A 16,727-nucleotide genomic window follows, 5' to 3' on the forward strand; every position below is an offset into this window, starting at 1 on the left:
ACAGATGCTGTCGATACAGATACTATCAATATCTGTACGACTTGATAATAGATAAGATAGTATTTATCTATTTCTAGACGTATTTTTAGTATAAGTTTTAATATAAGCAATGAGTCCTAGACATATCGGAGGGTCACTTTTTCAGCTATTTTATGCACAAACCCGTTTTATAGGCTTGAATAGTGAGCGCAGCCCCCTTATAAACAACCCATTAGTCAAAAACTACTAGACAATAAAATCATTCAATCCATTTTTATTTTATACATTTATCGATAGGACTTTTCTATGACAGATTATGATCGCATCACTGCCAACCCGCATTTTGATATGCTAATGAGTGCGCACAAAGAAGTACAGACCACACAAGCGGCTTTAGTACCTATGGTGGTTGAACAATCCTCACGCGGTGAACGCTCGTTTGATATTTTTTCACGTCTATTACGTGAGCGCGTTATCTTTTTGACCGGTCAGGTCGAAGACAACATGGCTAACCTTATCGTTGCCCAGTTACTATTCTTAGAAGCTGAAAACCCTGACAAAGATATCCATTTGTATATCAACTCACCAGGCGGCTCAGTAAGCGCTGGCTTGGCTATTTTTGATACCATGAACTTCATCAAACCTGAAGTATCTACTATCTGTATGGGCGGTGCTTACAGCATGGGTTCATTCCTATTGGCCGCTGGTCAAAAAGGCAAGCGCTACTCACTTGCTAATGCTCGTGTCATGATTCACCAGCCTTCAGGCGGCGCGCAGGGTCAAGCAACTGATATCGAAATTAACGCTCGTGAAATTCTTAAAACTCGTGCACGTCTAAATAGTATCTTAGCTGAGCGCACTGGTCAGCCAGTAGAGAAAATCGAAAAAGACGTTGAGCGTGATTATTGGTTAGATGCACAAGAAGCCAAAGAGTATGGTTTGGTTGACGAAGTATTAGAGCGTCGTCCTGAATCTTTGTAATCTAAGCATTAACGTGATGCCTCTTCATTGAGAGTGCAATCATAAGACCTTTTATAGTTTATTTGCCGTACAGTAAACCGTTATCAATGTCATACCTGACCATTAGAAGGTATGACCATTGAATGAATACGATAATCGATATACTACAAATAAACTAACCAGTTTTAAATTTTAGGAGCGCCTTTTATGGCAGAAGATAATACCCCGCAGTGTTCGTTTTGCGGTAAAGCCAAAAGCGATGTACAGCAACTGATTGCTGCTGACGATGCCAACATCTGTAATGAATGTATCGAGCTATGTACTGACTTAATCGCAGACAGCGCAGAGCACAGTGATGATGATAGCGAAGTAGACACTTCTTGGGTCAATAAAAAACTACCAACGCCAAAAGAGCTGCGTGCCAAGCTTGATGAATATGTCATCGGTCAGGACGCTGCCAAGAAAGCATTGGCTGTTGCCGTCTATAACCATTACAAACGCCTAAAAGTTAGCCAAACACTAGCCAACGACAGCAAAAAAGCCAAGATCGGCGCTGACGATGCAATGGTAGAATTGGCTAAGAGTAATATCTTGCTAATCGGTCCGACTGGTTCTGGTAAGACATTGCTTGCGCAAACCTTGGCTCGTCTGCTAGATGTGCCTTTTGCGATGGCTGATGCCACTACCTTAACTGAAGCTGGTTATGTTGGTGAAGATGTTGAAAACATCGTACAAAAGCTACTTCAAGCTTCTGACTATGATGTGGCCAAAGCTGAGCAAGGTATCATCTATATTGATGAAATCGACAAAATCAGTAAAAAAGGCGACAATCCATCTATTACCCGTGATGTATCAGGTGAAGGCGTACAGCAAGCGTTGCTAAAGCTAATCGAAGGTACTGTGGCTGCGATTCCGCCGCACGGTGGTCGTAAGCACCCGCAGCAAGAGCTGATCCAAGTGGATACCAGCAACATCTTAATCATCGTTGGCGGTGCATTTGCTGGACTTGATAAAGTCATTCAGCAGCGTACTGAAAAAGGCGGTATTGGCTTTAACGCTGATGTCAGCTCAAAAGACGACAGCCGTCGTAGCTCAGACTTGCTACAAGAAGTCGAGCCAGAAGATTTGATCAAGTTTGGTCTGATTCCTGAGCTAATCGGTCGTCTGCCAGTACTTGCGGCACTGCAAGAGCTAGATGAAGCGGCCCTAGTACAAATCCTGACAGAACCTAAGAACGCACTGGTAAAACAGTACAAGTACTTGTTTGACATGGAAGGTGCTGAGATTAACTTTACTCAAGAAGCCCTAGATGCCATCGCCAAAAAAGCAATGGAACGTAAGACAGGTGCTCGTGGTTTACGTTCTATCGTAGAGAACGCCCTACTTGAGACTATGTATGAGCTACCTTCTATGGAAAATGCTAAAACTGTAATGGTTGATGCGGACGTTATCAATGAAGGTAAAGTACCTAAAATTGCTTAATTTATAACTGATATAAATAGTCCGTTATCATTAACGGACTACTAAAAAGCGTCTGGCTAAATTAGCTCAGGCGCTTTTTAGTAGTCTATTATTTAACCAGTTTGTCTGTTAGATAGCTTGCCCGTTAGATAACTTGATACTATATAACTTGCATACTGAAAATTGGCGACTTTCATTACACCTGCTCCGAAATGACAGCAGCGTTTATCAATCGCTAGCAGACATCAGTGTAAACCATGCTAATGTAGATAAACTGTTTTGACCTTTATACTTTATTTCTATATACCGCAAGATATAGCCCGTACAACCCATATGATTAATAAGACAAAGGACTGTTTATTATGCTCAACCATGTGACCGCCATGGCGACTTCATTGCGCCAACATCTACCGTTTTCTTCTAACCATACTTCATTGGATGACTCGGACGTTGCATCCTACTACCGAAACCATGTCGCGGCTATCACAGGCGCAGGCTCTGGTATGGGCCGTGAGCTAGCCATTCATTTAGCAAAAATGGGCTGTCATGTTGCACTATCGGACATCAATCCTGAACAGCTAGCAGCGACCAAACAATTACTTGCCAATTATGATGTCAACGTCACTATGACGGTACTCGATGTGTCAGACAATAAAGCCGTGGAAGCATGGGCTGATAGTGTGATGAGCGATTATGGCAAAGTAAATTTTATCTTTAACAATGCAGGTGTTGCGCTCTACTCTACCGTCGAAGGCAGTAGTATTAGTGAGCTTGAATGGGTAATGAACATTAATTTTTGGGGCGTGGTTTACGGTACTAAGGCGTTTTTACCGTTAATCAAAAACAGCGTTAAAAAGAGCCAATTTGGCGAGCATGGACATATTATTAATATCTCAAGTCTGTTTGGTTTGACCGCTCAGCCATCACAGTCGGCCTACAACTCTAGCAAATTTGCCGTACGCGGCTTCACAGAGAGCTTACGCCAAGAGCTAAACATCCAGAACTGCGGGGTATCAGCGACTTGTATCCATCCGGGCGGGATCAAAACCAATATCGCCAATAGCGCGCGCGGTAATGAGAGTATCCATGATATTGGCATGAGTACTGGGCCCAAAGCCATCAGAAGTTTTAATAAATTCTTAAAATTTGATGCCAATGAAGCGGCTTGGATTATCCTACAGGCAGCAGCGACCAACCAGCAGCGCTGCTTAATTGGTAACGATGCAAAGATGATTGATGCCATTCAACGTGTATTTCCATCGCACTATAGCCAAGTGCTGAACGACTTCCATCAACTGTCCCGCAAACTAAAACCACGTCGTCATAAGAAGTTAAAGACCGTTAAATAGTATGTTATCAACATTCCCTATATCATGAGAAATTGATGAATTTATATATAAAAAGCCCAGCTATAGTCGTAGCTGGGCTTTTTAAGCGTTGTTATTGCTGATTAAGGATAAGACTGAGTTTTGAGACTGTTAATGATATTTTAACTCAATGCTCCAAGCATTAAGGCAGCTTCATATCGCCAGCGACTAACCAGCCCATACGGCGCATGATATAAGCCACCAACCCTGCAATCACCGCAGGCAATATAAACATCAATAGAATAATCGCTGTCCATAATTGACCGGTGCTCATGATTTCTTGTGATGCCTCAATAACCCCAAATACACCGACCAAACCAGCAGTACCCATACCCGCACCTGTCGCGGTACAAGCTAATCCAAAACCAACGGTCGCGATCGGCCCAACAATAGCGCTAGCAATGACAGCAGGTAGCAGAACGATAGGTTTTCTGAGCACATTAGGGATTTGCAGCATACTGGTACCCAAGCCTTGAGAGATAACGCCACTAACGCCATTGTCTTTAAAACTTGCAACAGCAAAACCAATCATATGCGCTGCACAACCCACCACTGCTGCCCCGCCCGCCAAGCCACCAAGCCCAATAGCAATACAAATGGCTGCACTCGACGTTGGTAGGGTCAATAAAATACCAACCACTACGGCGATGACGATACCCATTAGAAGTGGCTGTAATTCAGTAGCGGCATGAATACCCTGACCGATAGCTGCGACCCCTGCTACGATAGGCGGATTAAGCAGTGCGCAAACTAAGAGAGCAATACCGCATACAACCAATGGCACCAATAAAATATCAAGCTTCGTCTTACCAGCGACCCAACTGCCAGCACGATAAGCAAATACAGAAGTCAGATAAGCACCGATTGGATTGCCTGGCAGTGCTACAAAGGTTGCAGGCCCACCCACTTGCGGCGTAAAGAGCGTGCCTGCCATTAGTGCTTCGGAATGGGCACCAAGCATACCCGCTACGAGGCAGCTAAGCATCACTAGCGTTGGTGCTTTGAGATAGTAAGCGATACCTACGCCAATACCAGCACCCATTAATATCGAGGCAAGTTTCCCGACCGCGACCAATGCTGGCAAATCTAACCAGCCACCGATTTGCGAGATAATTAGACCTGCGATCAACGTGACAAATAGCCCGAGAGCCATACCAGTAAAAGCATCGATAAAGTATTTTTGAAAGAACGCTTTAATAATGCCTGCTTGCGGTGTTACTGAGTTAGATACGGTCATAACCATACTCTTAATGGACGTTTAATAGGATAAAACAGCTAGAAAGCTTTTGATAAAATAAAGAGATAAAAAAAGCGTCATTACGACGCTTTTTTTAATAAATACAATAACTGCAAACTGCATCATCTAGCGACGCTGCTCAACAATAATAGAGTCTATACCATTATTCTGTAGGCGCTGCTGTGCCGTCGTTACTGCTTGACGGTTATTCAAAGGACGCGAGATGACTTGATAAATTGGCAAGCCATTACCCGTCGTGTTTTTGACCACGCGAGCATCGACACCCGCCATCAGTACTTGTGCACGGCGACGATCTGCTTCATCTGCATCACTAAAGCTATTGATCTGCAAGATGTAGGTCGCCGCAGGTTTGGCAGCTTGGATGCTTGCCGTACCTGCTGCTGCATTGTTGTTACGGGTTGTAGCGTTGCTAGTAGCAGGCGGCGTACCATCATAGGTTGCATCTTCTTCAACGACAACGATATCCTCACTCGACCCAGCATTATTACTACCAGCAGGTTCGACAGTCGCATTTTCCGAACCACCGAAGCTGCCCGTTTCTGTACTGCCTGCATCGCTCTCTGGTTGAGTCACAACGACGTCTGGTTCAAACGCACCGATATCACCTATTTGATCATTATCAATATCAGCGATATCTTCATCAGGGATGGTTGCCATCTCTTGATTAGGTAAAATATCGTAGAACTCATAATCGCCATTGTCGGTATCAGTATCCACACGTGGCTGTACTTGGCGATCAGGGTCGTTCTCAGCGCTACCATCAGCGGGGCTGAAATTAAATAATGGTGAGAGGTAGATAAACACCCCGATCATAAGGGTCAATACGGCCCCAACAAACATCCACAATAAGCCTGATACGCTACTTGATTTGCGCTTTTCTGTCGCGCCTTTAGGTTTTTTGGCTAGCATGGATCTCGTTCTCCCTACTGGATTTAACTATCATCATCGAATTAATGCTATCAGCTGTCTATACTCATGTCACATATTAGAAAAGCACTACATGCTAGACGGTGCAGACAAGCCTAGCAGGCTAAGCCCATTTGCCAGTACCTGTCTAACGGCTTTGGACAGACGCAAACGTGCTTGCATTAAGTCTAGCTCATCCTGACTTGGCGTTTCACCTGAAGTCAAGCTCATCGGCAAGATACGGTTGGTGTCATACCAACCATGGAACAATGCCGCGAGCTCTTTTAGGTAGTTGGTCAAGACATGTGGCTCGTAACCAGTCGCTGCGCGAAGTAACGTTGCTGGATATCCTGCTAACAGTTTAATCAGTTCGTCTTCATTTGGTGCACTTAGCAAATCTTGATGTGCCAAACCAACGGCATCATCTACGGTCAAATCGTAGGTTGCCAGTTTTTCTAACACGCGGCAAACACGCGCATGAGCATACTGGATATAATACACTTGATTGTCTTTGCTTTGTGATTTGGCAAGTTCTAAGTCAAAATCAACATGCACTTCAGGCTTACGCGCAACATAGTAGAATCGTGCAGCATCGTTACCGACTTCTGCACGTAGCTCACGCAAGGTCACAAACTGACCAGAACGCGATGACATTTGTACCTTTTCACTACCGCGCCATAACGCGACAAACTGTACAAGCACCACGTCAAGGCGTTCGGCATTTATACCAAGGGCTAGTAGAGCAGCTTTTACGCGTGGGACATAACCATGGTGGTCTGCGCCCCAAACGTTAATGACTTTATCAAAGCCGCGATCAAACTTGTTTTTATGATAAGCGATGTCAGAGGCAAAATACGTCGATTGACCATTGGCACGGCGTACCACACGGTCTTTCTCATCGCCAAAATCGGTCGATTTAAACCAGATGTTGCCATCTTTTTCGTATAGGTAGCCTTTGTCATCTAGTATCTGTAGAACAGGCTCAATCTCGCTATCGATAGATCTTTCGCTAAACCAGCACTCGTAGCTCACGCCAAAGTCGTTTAAGTCGTCTTTGATATCCGCCAAAATACTGCTCAAGGCTGCGTTTAAAAATAACGCATAGCTGTCACCTAGCAAAGACTTACTATTGGCAATCAAGCCATCAATATGCGCTTCTTTATCACCTGAAACTAAGGTCTTTTCGCCGTCAGCATTAATCTCAAACTGAGCATCTTCTGGCACATCTTTGGCAACGTTTGCAAAGCTATGTACGTAGCTATCGCCATGCTGTGTTTTTAGCGTCTGGGCGATGTCACTGACATAATCACCTTGATAGGCGTTAACTGGGAAAGTTATCTCTTCACCATTTAGCTGTAGATAACGTAAATATGTACTGGTGGCCAAGATGTCCATTTGACGACCAGCATCATTGACATAATATTCACGCGTGACGTCATAGCCGATAGCTTCTAGCAGGTTAGCAACGCTCATGCCAAATGCAGCACCGCGACCGTGACCAACGTGCAGACTTGACGTTGGATTGGCAGAAACGAATTCAACTTGAACTTTTTGACCGTCAAACTGATTACTCAAGCCAAAGCGATCTTGCAATGTGAAGATATCGTCCAATACAGAAAACTTAGCTTCCGAGTTTAAGAATACGTTGATAAACCCTGGTCCTGCGATTTCTACTTGGCGAATATCTTGATTGTCAGGCAATGCACTGACGATTTTTTCAGCAAGTTGACGCGGATTGGCTTTAGCTGCTTTCGCTGCCGTTAGCGCGATATTACTGGCAAAATCACCGTGACTTAAATCTTTTGTACGGGTGATTTGACTGTTGTTTTGCCAATCGCTTGGTAGCGTACCATCTGCTTGTAGGGTTTGAATTGCATCGTTAAACAGGGATGCAAGCGTATCAATTTGGGCTTGTGACATAGGAATTTGAACTCAATTAAATAAACAACAAAAACGGTGCGAATGCGAGCAATCGATAACTGCTTATTATAATAGCGACCGACATTGCAGGGATAGAATAATGTAAAAAGATAAGTAACCTGTAAATATAACAATCTTTGCGCTTTATTGCACCATTTGCGCCAAAATTAGCACTAAAATCTTACCGTTATCAGGATTTGGGCTGACTAATATCAATGATGCAAAACTGATAAATAACTCATAACGTGAATTGTAGCGTTACTGTTGCTCAATACTGGGCAGTCGTTTATACCTGACTACTTCCACGTTATAATATTGGTTTGTACGGCTCTTCTAAAATATAGAAGACGCGTTACTACTCTATTATAGGATTACGCCATGTTTGCCATTGCCGCCAGTACTGTCACCAGTTGGGGACTGTACGTCTTGTTGCCGATATTCATCGCTTTCTTGTTTTTTATTATGTGGGATATCTCTAAAACGTCTGAAGCTGGGCGCGCTGGTACTTTTTGGATATTCTTAGCACTAGGCGCAGGTTCTGTTGGTTTTATCCTTAAGATAGTCATGGAAGTCGCTTTCAAAAAATGGCTGATATAATCAGCCATTTTTCGTCATTAAGCCCCAAATATTTCTTATTGAGCCTTACCATTACTGTCTATGACTTTACTCACATAGGTGGGTAGATCCCATGCCCCACCAGCAAAACCGCGACACAAACCTGTGCTCGCCTCTGCGCTCTTAACGAACGTTTTACCATTCCATATCCATGCAGTACGGCTCCAGCAATCACCAATGCCTCGGTCTTTGTGAGTGGCGGAAATCTCACCATCAAAATAATCATTCCCTGCTGTCGTAATGAGCATAGGATTGCTCGGCTTATCGTTATTAATGAGCCAATAACCCGTGCTTGAGTTGTAAGGGCCTGACCAGCAGAGATGCGTGGCTAACGTATGCGCTTTATCTACTGGTATAAAGTCCCAGCCAAGCATAGTAGAACCATACTCTGACATCCGCTGATATGTTTCAGTTTTTGGATTGACCAGCTCACAGTCGCCCATTGTATTTCCAGATCCGATGAGCTGCTTGGAGTCAATATCGACCCATTTATTTATATTTTGCTGAAAGTATTTGAGTTTTGATGGGGCTAGTGCATTGCTATCCTTTGCGGAATACGCAAATGCTTTATTGATGGTGGGAATTGGCAATGCCGCTTTTGGCGTTTGTTGATTGCGCTGGTTTTTGCTAATCAATGCCATCGATGTCCCTACTCGGCCCTGCACATCGTCTAGTTTTAGCAGTACTGCTGACATGCCTTTATCGCTGATCTGCCATTGATTGTCGCCTGCTCTAATCTCTATCTTGGTCGCGATACGAGCATGATCAAGCAGGGCCTGTGTCTGCTTGGCTGATAAGTCATATAGTAGACTATTTTCTTTATTGGGTTGCAATACACCATAGTTTTTATTATTCAGCCAAAGCTGAGCAGGCTTAAGATCATCTAGCGGCACTTCTGAGATAAGCTGAATTTGCGATTTTGGCAGAGCTACTCTTGGCAACGCTGTGAACAATATTGAGGCAGGCTCATCTATTAATGTTTCACTGGCGTATCCAGCCGCTCGACAAGTCCGCGTATTATCACAAACCACTTGCCAGTCGTCTTGTAAAAAGCCCCAGCCTTCGGATACAGTTCCATAACCTGCCATAGCAGGTAGCGATAGCAAGCTGATGGTAGCCACAATCAAAGTCTTTGATGTCTTCAATGTCTTCATAGTACTTTCCTTATGTTAGCTACCACCATCAATGCTACTTTTTGGCAATCAAAGTCGCGCGCATGGGAGCAGGATATCCTTCGACGGTCTTAGTAGAGTCATTAGGATCTAAGAAGTCTGCTAACGAATGATAGGTCATCCATTCGGTTTGTCGTTGTTCCTTAGTCGAGGTGACTGCTACATCGACGCAGCGCACATCTGAAAACCCTGCTTTCTCTAGCCAACCAATTAATGCCGCCACCGATGGCAAGAAATAGACGTTATTCATCTGCGCATAGCGATCGTGCGGTACCAGTACAGTATTGGCATCACCTTCAATGACCAGCGTCTCAAGTACCAGCTCACCACCTTTGACTAACTGTCCTTTAAGCTGTTGTAAATGCTCAAACGGTGACTGACGATGATAAAGTACGCCCATGCTAAATACGGTATCAAACAGCTGACTGTGCTCAGGTAAGGCTTCAAGCGGTACAGGAATATAATGCGTCCGATAGCTGCCTGTATCACTAGCATCTGCGGCACCAACGAAATGACGAATCGCCATAAACTGATGATAAAACAAGCATGACGGATCAATAATAATAACCGTATCTGCGCCAGCCCCTGCCATGCGCCAGCCGTGATAACCAGAGCCACCGCCCACATCCAATACGCGGCGACCGTCTAATCGACTTAAATGCGGCGCAACGCGTTTCCATTTCCAATCACTATGCCACTCGGTATCAATCTTAATACCTGACTCATCATCGCCGATTTGACCGCCAATCTGAAATGGGCCTTTACGCCACGGCATCAACTGCTTTAATAGTGCTGTTGTTTGTTTGCGCTGAGACTCATTTAGATCTGCCTCAATCGTCAATGTATCGCTGTTTAGATCGACGTTATTGACAGCTAAGTTTGGCAAACGAGCGACTGACGCTTGGTAGGCAGGCGCGTGCGCATAGTTGGCTTTGTCTTTTATGTCACCTAGCCATGTTGGTAATTGCTTGAGCCATTCATAAGCGCTCGGCTGCTGCTGTGCCAGCTCTAGCAGGGTTAAATATAATTCGCGTTCTGCGTTGATGATAGTGTCGTTGAGCATAAAAGCAGGTTACCGTATTGATTAATATTCAAATGAATAAAATTAAAAGGGTTAAAATAAAGAAAGATAAGTTTTAATATGTAAACTCTTTGAAATTCGTGAACTACGCATTTCCTTGCAGAATTTCCGTTTCACTACGAAGATCGTCGTATTCAAAAACACCATAACCATTGTCCTGACTTTTGAAAACAACTTTGCCTTCTTCTAACCAGTTCCGTACATTTTTAGCATCATCAATAATCTCGGGATACAACTTATCTAAGATAGTATCTATATTATGGTTAGATTCCGAAGTTTCGTAGTCTACTAGGCAGAACCCGTATATAATTCCTAGCTTGCCGAGAAAACCATAACCCTTACAATATAACTCATACATCACCCAAATCGCATTACTACAATTTCCATCTCTATCAATAATTGAGTTTAAGTACCCTTTTATGCGATCAGCTTCAAATTTATAAAAATGGACGTATTGCGCAAAACTATCATAAAAACGGTAATAAAAATTATCTTCAGAACTATAATTAAATGAAATCAGTTCAAGATACAAATCAGGGTTGCTAGACTCTAATACATCATCTTCATATAACCATTGCTCAAATGATTGTACGCTCATTTTTTTTATTAACACTTGATGAATATTTTGTTCAACTATAGACGGAATCATATGAACACCTTGTTCGCTCCCAAAGTAAATCCTATTTAAACGCCACAATAGAGACAAAATTCAAAAACTGAAACCACGTCAGATGACGCGCAAAACCAACCTGATCTAACCGTGCATGATGCTCATCTAACGTGTCAGTAATGAGGACATTTTCTAACGCATTACGCTTGCCACTGATTTCCATCTCGGTGTAGCCATTGGCACGTTTAAAGTCGTAATAACGCTCTACCAACCACGCATCATACTGCTCATCAAACGCATGGGTTTTTTCAGTCAGTATCAATATGCCGCCTTCACTTAATGCCGCATAAATCTTCTCTAATACCGCGACCCTATCGGCAGCTGGCAAAAATTGTAACGTCAAGTTCAAAATCACCATATCGCACGGCTCAAGCTCAATATCGCGGATATCTGCTGTGATCACTTCGATATCGTGCTCAGGATAATTCTCACTCAGTAGCGTGGTCGCCTCGGTCGTCATCGCGGGCGAAATATCAATTGCTTTAATCTGTAAGTCTTGTGGGTCGAACTCACCCGCTAGCGTCATACTGGCGGCACCCAATGAACAGCCCAAGTCATAAACACGACTAACGCGTTGACCACTATCGCTCTGCTGGCGATACTTACAATGACGACGGGCAAATATGGGTAGCATCGCTAGTACCTGTCCATAACCGGGTACACTGCGGCGAATCATGTCAGGAAAACAAGCCACCACTTGCTCATCAAATGAAAAGCGTGCGGCCTTATCCAGTGGCGTGGTAAACGGTTTATCAAATAAGGTGTCATGTTTGATAGTAGGCTGGGATTGGCTCATGGGGCGACTCGTTTTTTAGAATAGAACTGAAATTAAGAATTACTTGGTGAATTTTGCTTGTCATTATCAGTTGATAAAGGAGTAAGATAGCAAAAGCCCATTATAACATTACTGTTTGTTACTTATCGCCTCTGGCTTGCCTGCTAAGCTGAATAAATACTGCCAGGGGTAATGAAGCGTTTGAAAGAAGCATTGAAAAACGAGAGCATCACTACCAAATATAGCGCTTGACCCATATTTATAATAATAGGAAAAAATTATGCAAACGATCGTATTAGGTGGCGGCTGCTTCTGGTGCACCGAGTCTGTATTTTTATCGGTAAAAGGTGTGCAATCTGTCGTCTCAGGCTACATGGGTGGCGATGCTGTCTCTGCCAATTATGAAGCTGTCTGTAGTGGTACAACTGGTCATGTCGAAGTCATCAAAGTAGAATTTGACGAGTCTATCGTCCCGTTAGAAGTAATCCTCGATGTCTTCTTTGCCACGCATGATCCCACCACGATGGATCGTCAAGGCAATGACATCGGTAGTCAGTATCGCAGCGTGGTCTTTTACACTGAAGACAGTCAAAAACCGACCGTTGACCGTACTATTAACAAATTACGCAATATGGGTGTCAATGTGGTGACGGAAGTACATCCTGCCGTTGAGTTCTATCAAGCAGAAGACTCACATCAAGATTTCTTCAACAGAAACCCAGGACAAGCTTACTGCAACTTTGCCATACCACCAAAGCTTGCCAAACTGCGCAAAGAATTTAGCAAATATATGGTTAGTTAAGTCCAATAAAAAATTATTTATTGAAAAAGCTTCTTAGCCTAATGTTAGATACTAGCCAAACACTTATGCTATAGGTGTTTGGCTTTTTACTATTTATGTCTTTGATATGACCAATCAATATTACTAAAGCTAAATATTCATATAAAAACTTGCAGATAGAGGATTACAGCATGAACCCTGAGTTTTGGCAAAAACGTTGGCAAGAAGGTCGCATTGGATTCAATCAATCTATGGTCAATCCATTATTGATTAAATATTTCGACCACCTCAATCTAACTACTGGTAGCCGTGTCTTCGTTCCGTTATGTGGTAAATCTATTGATATGGTTTGGCTGGCGACGCAAGGCTATGATGTGGCGGGCGTTGAGTTAGTCGAAACAGCCGTACAAGAATTTTTTGCTGAGCAAAACATCCAACCTACTGTCTATCAACAGGCAGACAATCCAGCGATTAAATACTATCAAGGCCAGTTGTCGGGACAGATCATCACTTTATGGGTTGCTGATATCTTTGCACTGACCGCTAAAGATATTGGCTATATTGATGCAGTATATGATAAAGCGGCATTAATCGCCCTGCCAGCCGATATGCGTGTGAAATATAGTGAGCAAGTGCGGAAACTTAGTAGCGATACCAGTAAAGTTGATGGTGCTAACAATAAAATAACACCGCAGCTTTTACTCACGCTAAATTACGATCAGCGTAAAAAGAATGGACCACCCTTCTCTATTAATGGCGAACAATTAGAGCAGTATTATAGCGCTCACTACCAAATCGGTGAGCTAGCAAGCGTGCCTTCTTCTATAGGTTCTGCACCTGATATCACCGTCACAGAACAGGTTTGGCTATTGAGCAATAAATAAAAACTCATATAACCTTTAACAAGCTGCTAAATCGCAACGGAGAAAATGAATGAAAATGATAGTCGGTCTAATGAGTGTAATTGCTATTCTGTTAGTTGCTCTGGCAGGCCCATTGTATAAGTTTGGCGTTGTAGAATTAGGCACTGCATTTGCGGGGTTTAAATTTGGGTTATTTGCTGGTATCGCAGCATTGGTATTGTTGGCTATACAGATATTATTTAAACGTAATACAGCCAGTCTTGGAAGCGCACTAGCCTCAGCCGTACTTGCTGTCGCTGCAATCGCTGTCCCGCTTGGCATGATGAATACGGCCAAAAATGTACCACCTATTCACGATATTTCTACCGATTTGGTGCATCCGCCTGAGTTTGTCGCGATTGCGCCATTGCGTGCAGATGCGCCAAATCCCGTAGCGTACGCAGGCGCAGAATTGGCTGAACAACAACGTACTGCCTATCCTGATTTGCAGACACTGACCCATGCTCAGTCAAAGCCTGAATTGGTTAAGGCATCCAAACAAGCCATAGAAAATTTAGGGTGGGAGCTTGTAAATACTGATACAGACAAAGGCATCATCGAAGCAACAGACACGACTGCTTGGTTTGGCTTTAAAGATGATGTGATCATTCGTGTGACTGACAACGATAGCGAGCGCTTAGTTGATATCCGCAGTAAGTCACGAGTTGGACAGAGCGATTTGGGCAAAAATGCGGCGCGGATTCATAGCTTTATAAAAGAGCTAGATAGTGTGCTAGCCGAATAAACAGGTTATACCTCCTAAAGATAGTCCTCGCGATAAAGTACTGTTTAACGCTTTGCATTTTCAGCTCTATAAAATCCTCTTGTAATCTCACGGCAGCGTCAATTTATCGTAACCATTTATAACCTTGGTACTGCGACAGCTTTTCTTTACTGTTTAGATTGGTTACTCTACGTTAATATCATTTTTTGCCTTTCGATAACTATTTTAACGTTTATAGGATATTTTCATGCGTTTGACTCCTTTTTCTACTTTGTCGCTGCTTAGTGTTGCTGTCGGCATCAGCCTTGCTACCACTGCTCAAGCCGCGCAGCCACCAGCACCTGATTTATCCAATAGCGAGTTTCAGCAGTGCTTAGACAATCTAAAAAACTCTAGCAAGTTTAGCGGTGTTGATGGTTATACCTTTAATAACTATCGCCCAAGCCAGCCTGATCCTAGCGTCATTCAGTCACTGAATTATCAACCAGAGTTTCAAAAAGACGTCTGGGACTACTTATCAGCATTGGTAGACAAAGAGCGTGTCGAGGACGGTATCCGAGCCAAGCGTCAATGGGGCTCGACCCTACGTCAAATCGAATCACGTTATGGCGTAAAAGCTGAACACGTGCTCGGTGTCTGGGGCGTAGAATCAAACTTTGGTCAAACGCTAGGTAAAAAACCATTATTTGAGTCTTTAGCGACCTTATCTTGTTTCGATCGTCGTCAAAGCTATTTCCAAGGTGAGTACGCCAATGCGCTAAAAATCGTGCAAAATGGCGATATCGCACCAAACGATATGACAGGCTCATGGGCAGGTGCCTTTGGACAGACACAGTTTATGCCGAGTACTTTTTTAGAATTGGCCGTAGATTTCGATGGTGATGGACGTCGTGATTTGGTCAATAGCGTCCCTGATGCACTCGCTTCTACCGCAAACTTCTTGGACAATCGCGGCTATCGTACTGGCGAGCCTTGGGGCTATGAAGTCAAACTACCTGATGGGTTCTGGGCCGCTTCTAATCGTAAAGACAAAAAATCGATAAGCCACTGGCGCGACCAAGGTCTAACGTTGGCTAATGGCAGTCCGTTACCGTACGACTTGAGCAGTGCAGGCTTATTATTACCCGCTGGGATGGAAGGCCCTGCTTTCTTGGTGGGTAAAAATTTCGACACTTTCTACTCTTATAACGCCTCAGAAAACTACGCATTGGCTATCGCACACTTATCAGATCTAATCACTCGCGAAGACAGCAGCAAAACAGACTTTATCACTGCGTGGCCGACAGATGATCCTGGTATCAGCCGCCAGCAGGCCAAAGACATTCAACAAGCGTTGCTAAACGCAGGTTATGACATTGGCGGTGTAGATGGCATCATCGGAGACAATACTCGTACCGCTATCCAGCAATATCAGACTAGTCGCGGCATTTTCCCAGCTGACGGACGCGCAGGCCAGAAGTTCTATCGCGCCATCATTGGTAATGCAGCGCCGAGTCAAACTCAATACGGCCAGCCTGCAAACAGCAAACCCCTGAATCCTGCACCTGCCGATCGCATGGGACAATTAATTCAGCAGCAAACGACCGCTCCTAGTAGCTACTCATCTCAACCATCAGTGAGCTCATCAACTTCTGGCAATACACGTTATCGCCGCGTTACTGATGCCGATGGCACTATCAAGCTTGTTCGTATAGACCAAGGCTCATAGTAGTAAGATAAGTGATACTATTTAAATGCATCAAAAAAGCCACGCTAATAGTAGCGTGGCTTTTTTATTTATAGATAATTATTAATAGAACTTATCTCATTTTCTCAAAATACCTGTCTAGACAATAGGTGGTGGCTTAGGTTGACCATTGTCGCCATTCCAATTTTCGCGAGCTTTGTCATCTAGATCAGCAGCTGTTTTTGGCTCCCACTTACCATTTTCTTTCCAAGTCGCATCGCCCCAATCTTCATCTTCCGCTTTACTGTCTAAATCTTTGTAGGCCTTGCTAGGATCTATACCGCGACGTTTCATATCTGCTACTTGCTCTTCTAACGTATGAAACTGATCAGCATCATGCATAGACTTTTCTAGACCATCAATCTCTCTTTTTAACTCGTCATTTTTAGCATTGCTCATCGTACGCTCTCCCTAATTATTAATATTATAG

At 43.6% G+C, this 16,727-nt stretch carries 16 protein-coding genes; 8 read left to right on the forward strand and 8 right to left on the reverse strand.

Annotated elements, in window-relative coordinates; all coding sequences use genetic code 11:
* Positions 1 to 333 precede the first annotated feature (333 nt).
* The 3 genes from clpP (at position 334) to I3254_RS01635 (ending at position 3,749) form a co-directional block, all read left to right on the forward strand.
* Positions 334 to 960, forward strand: a complete 627-nt coding sequence (gene clpP / locus I3254_RS01625) for an ATP-dependent Clp endopeptidase proteolytic subunit ClpP (RefSeq protein ID WP_197411852.1) — start codon at positions 334 to 336, stop codon at positions 958 to 960.
* 186 nt (positions 961 to 1,146) lie between these two features.
* Positions 1,147 to 2,421: an ATP-dependent protease ATP-binding subunit ClpX gene (gene clpX, locus I3254_RS01630; RefSeq protein WP_238050684.1), complete on the forward strand. Its 1,275-nt coding sequence runs from the start codon at positions 1,147 to 1,149 to the stop codon at positions 2,419 to 2,421.
* 341 nt (positions 2,422 to 2,762) lie between these two features.
* Positions 2,763 to 3,749, forward strand: coding sequence for an SDR family NAD(P)-dependent oxidoreductase (locus I3254_RS01635; protein ID WP_269117484.1), 987 nt, complete (start codon positions 2,763 to 2,765; stop codon positions 3,747 to 3,749).
* 160 nt (positions 3,750 to 3,909) lie between these two features.
* On the opposite strand, the gene I3254_RS01640 is transcribed toward I3254_RS01635, so the two are convergent.
* The 3 genes from I3254_RS01640 to argS all read right to left on the reverse strand — a co-directional run bounded on the left by I3254_RS01640 (position 3,910) and on the right by argS (position 7,851).
* Positions 3,910 to 5,004: a PTS sugar transporter subunit IIC gene (locus I3254_RS01640; protein WP_238050686.1), complete on the reverse strand. Its 1,095-nt coding sequence runs from the start codon at positions 5,002 to 5,004 to the stop codon at positions 3,910 to 3,912.
* Positions 5,005 to 5,130: 126 nt separating this feature from the next.
* Complete coding sequence (locus tag I3254_RS01645) at positions 5,131 to 5,934, reverse strand: SPOR domain-containing protein (protein ID WP_238050688.1); 804 nt, start codon at positions 5,932 to 5,934, stop codon at positions 5,131 to 5,133.
* 87 nt (positions 5,935 to 6,021) lie between these two features.
* Entirely contained in the window at positions 6,022 to 7,851 is a 1,830-nt protein-coding gene (argS, locus tag I3254_RS01650; RefSeq protein ID WP_238050690.1) for an arginine--tRNA ligase, read from the reverse strand.
* 378 nt (positions 7,852 to 8,229) lie between these two features.
* Between argS and I3254_RS01655 the strand changes: the two genes are divergently transcribed.
* The gene (locus I3254_RS01655) at positions 8,230 to 8,448 is read left to right on the forward strand and encodes a DUF2788 domain-containing protein (protein WP_101205310.1); all 219 of its coding nucleotides are present in this window, start codon (positions 8,230 to 8,232) and stop codon (positions 8,446 to 8,448) included.
* Between the two features lie 35 nt (positions 8,449 to 8,483).
* Here I3254_RS01655 and I3254_RS01660 read toward each other — a convergent pair whose 3' ends face one another.
* The 4 genes from I3254_RS01660 to cmoA all read right to left on the reverse strand — a co-directional run bounded on the left by I3254_RS01660 (position 8,484) and on the right by cmoA (position 12,185).
* A complete protein-coding gene (locus I3254_RS01660; protein ID WP_238050692.1) occupies positions 8,484 to 9,620 on the reverse strand; it encodes a DUF1176 domain-containing protein in 1,137 nt (378 codons plus the stop codon).
* Positions 9,621 to 9,654: 34 nt separating this feature from the next.
* A complete protein-coding gene (cmoB, locus tag I3254_RS01665) occupies positions 9,655 to 10,701 on the reverse strand; it encodes a tRNA 5-methoxyuridine(34)/uridine 5-oxyacetic acid(34) synthase CmoB (RefSeq protein ID WP_238050694.1) in 1,047 nt (348 codons plus the stop codon).
* Between the two features lie 103 nt (positions 10,702 to 10,804).
* A complete protein-coding gene (locus I3254_RS01670) occupies positions 10,805 to 11,368 on the reverse strand; it encodes a hypothetical protein (protein WP_102091756.1) in 564 nt (187 codons plus the stop codon).
* Between the two features lie 31 nt (positions 11,369 to 11,399).
* The gene (cmoA, locus tag I3254_RS01675; protein ID WP_102091757.1) at positions 11,400 to 12,185 is read right to left on the reverse strand and encodes a carboxy-S-adenosyl-L-methionine synthase CmoA; all 786 of its coding nucleotides are present in this window, start codon (positions 12,183 to 12,185) and stop codon (positions 11,400 to 11,402) included.
* 259 nt (positions 12,186 to 12,444) lie between these two features.
* Here cmoA and msrA point away from each other — a divergent pair, with 259 nt between their 5' ends.
* The 4 genes from msrA to I3254_RS01695 all read left to right on the forward strand — a co-directional run bounded on the left by msrA (position 12,445) and on the right by I3254_RS01695 (position 16,279).
* Positions 12,445 to 12,966, forward strand: coding sequence for a peptide-methionine (S)-S-oxide reductase MsrA (msrA, locus tag I3254_RS01680; RefSeq protein WP_238050697.1), 522 nt, complete (start codon positions 12,445 to 12,447; stop codon positions 12,964 to 12,966).
* Positions 12,967 to 13,136: 170 nt separating this feature from the next.
* Complete coding sequence (gene tmpT, locus I3254_RS01685; protein ID WP_238050699.1) at positions 13,137 to 13,829, forward strand: thiopurine S-methyltransferase; 693 nt, start codon at positions 13,137 to 13,139, stop codon at positions 13,827 to 13,829.
* 49 nt (positions 13,830 to 13,878) lie between these two features.
* Entirely contained in the window at positions 13,879 to 14,592 is a 714-nt protein-coding gene (locus tag I3254_RS01690) for a DUF1499 domain-containing protein (protein ID WP_238050701.1), read from the forward strand.
* A 226-nt stretch (positions 14,593 to 14,818) separates the two neighbouring features.
* Complete coding sequence (locus I3254_RS01695) at positions 14,819 to 16,279, forward strand: lytic murein transglycosylase (protein ID WP_238050703.1); 1,461 nt, start codon at positions 14,819 to 14,821, stop codon at positions 16,277 to 16,279.
* Positions 16,280 to 16,396: 117 nt separating this feature from the next.
* On the opposite strand, the gene I3254_RS01700 is transcribed toward I3254_RS01695, so the two are convergent.
* Positions 16,397 to 16,696 carry a hypothetical protein gene (locus I3254_RS01700; RefSeq protein ID WP_057761845.1) on the reverse strand — a complete coding sequence of 100 codons (300 nt, stop codon included), beginning with the start codon at positions 16,694 to 16,696 and terminating at the stop codon, positions 16,397 to 16,399.
* Positions 16,697 to 16,727: the final 31 nt, after the last annotated feature.

The organism is Psychrobacter sp. Ps2, assembly GCF_022129405.1.
In the GTDB taxonomy this organism is placed as follows: domain Bacteria; phylum Pseudomonadota; class Gammaproteobacteria; order Pseudomonadales; family Moraxellaceae; genus Psychrobacter.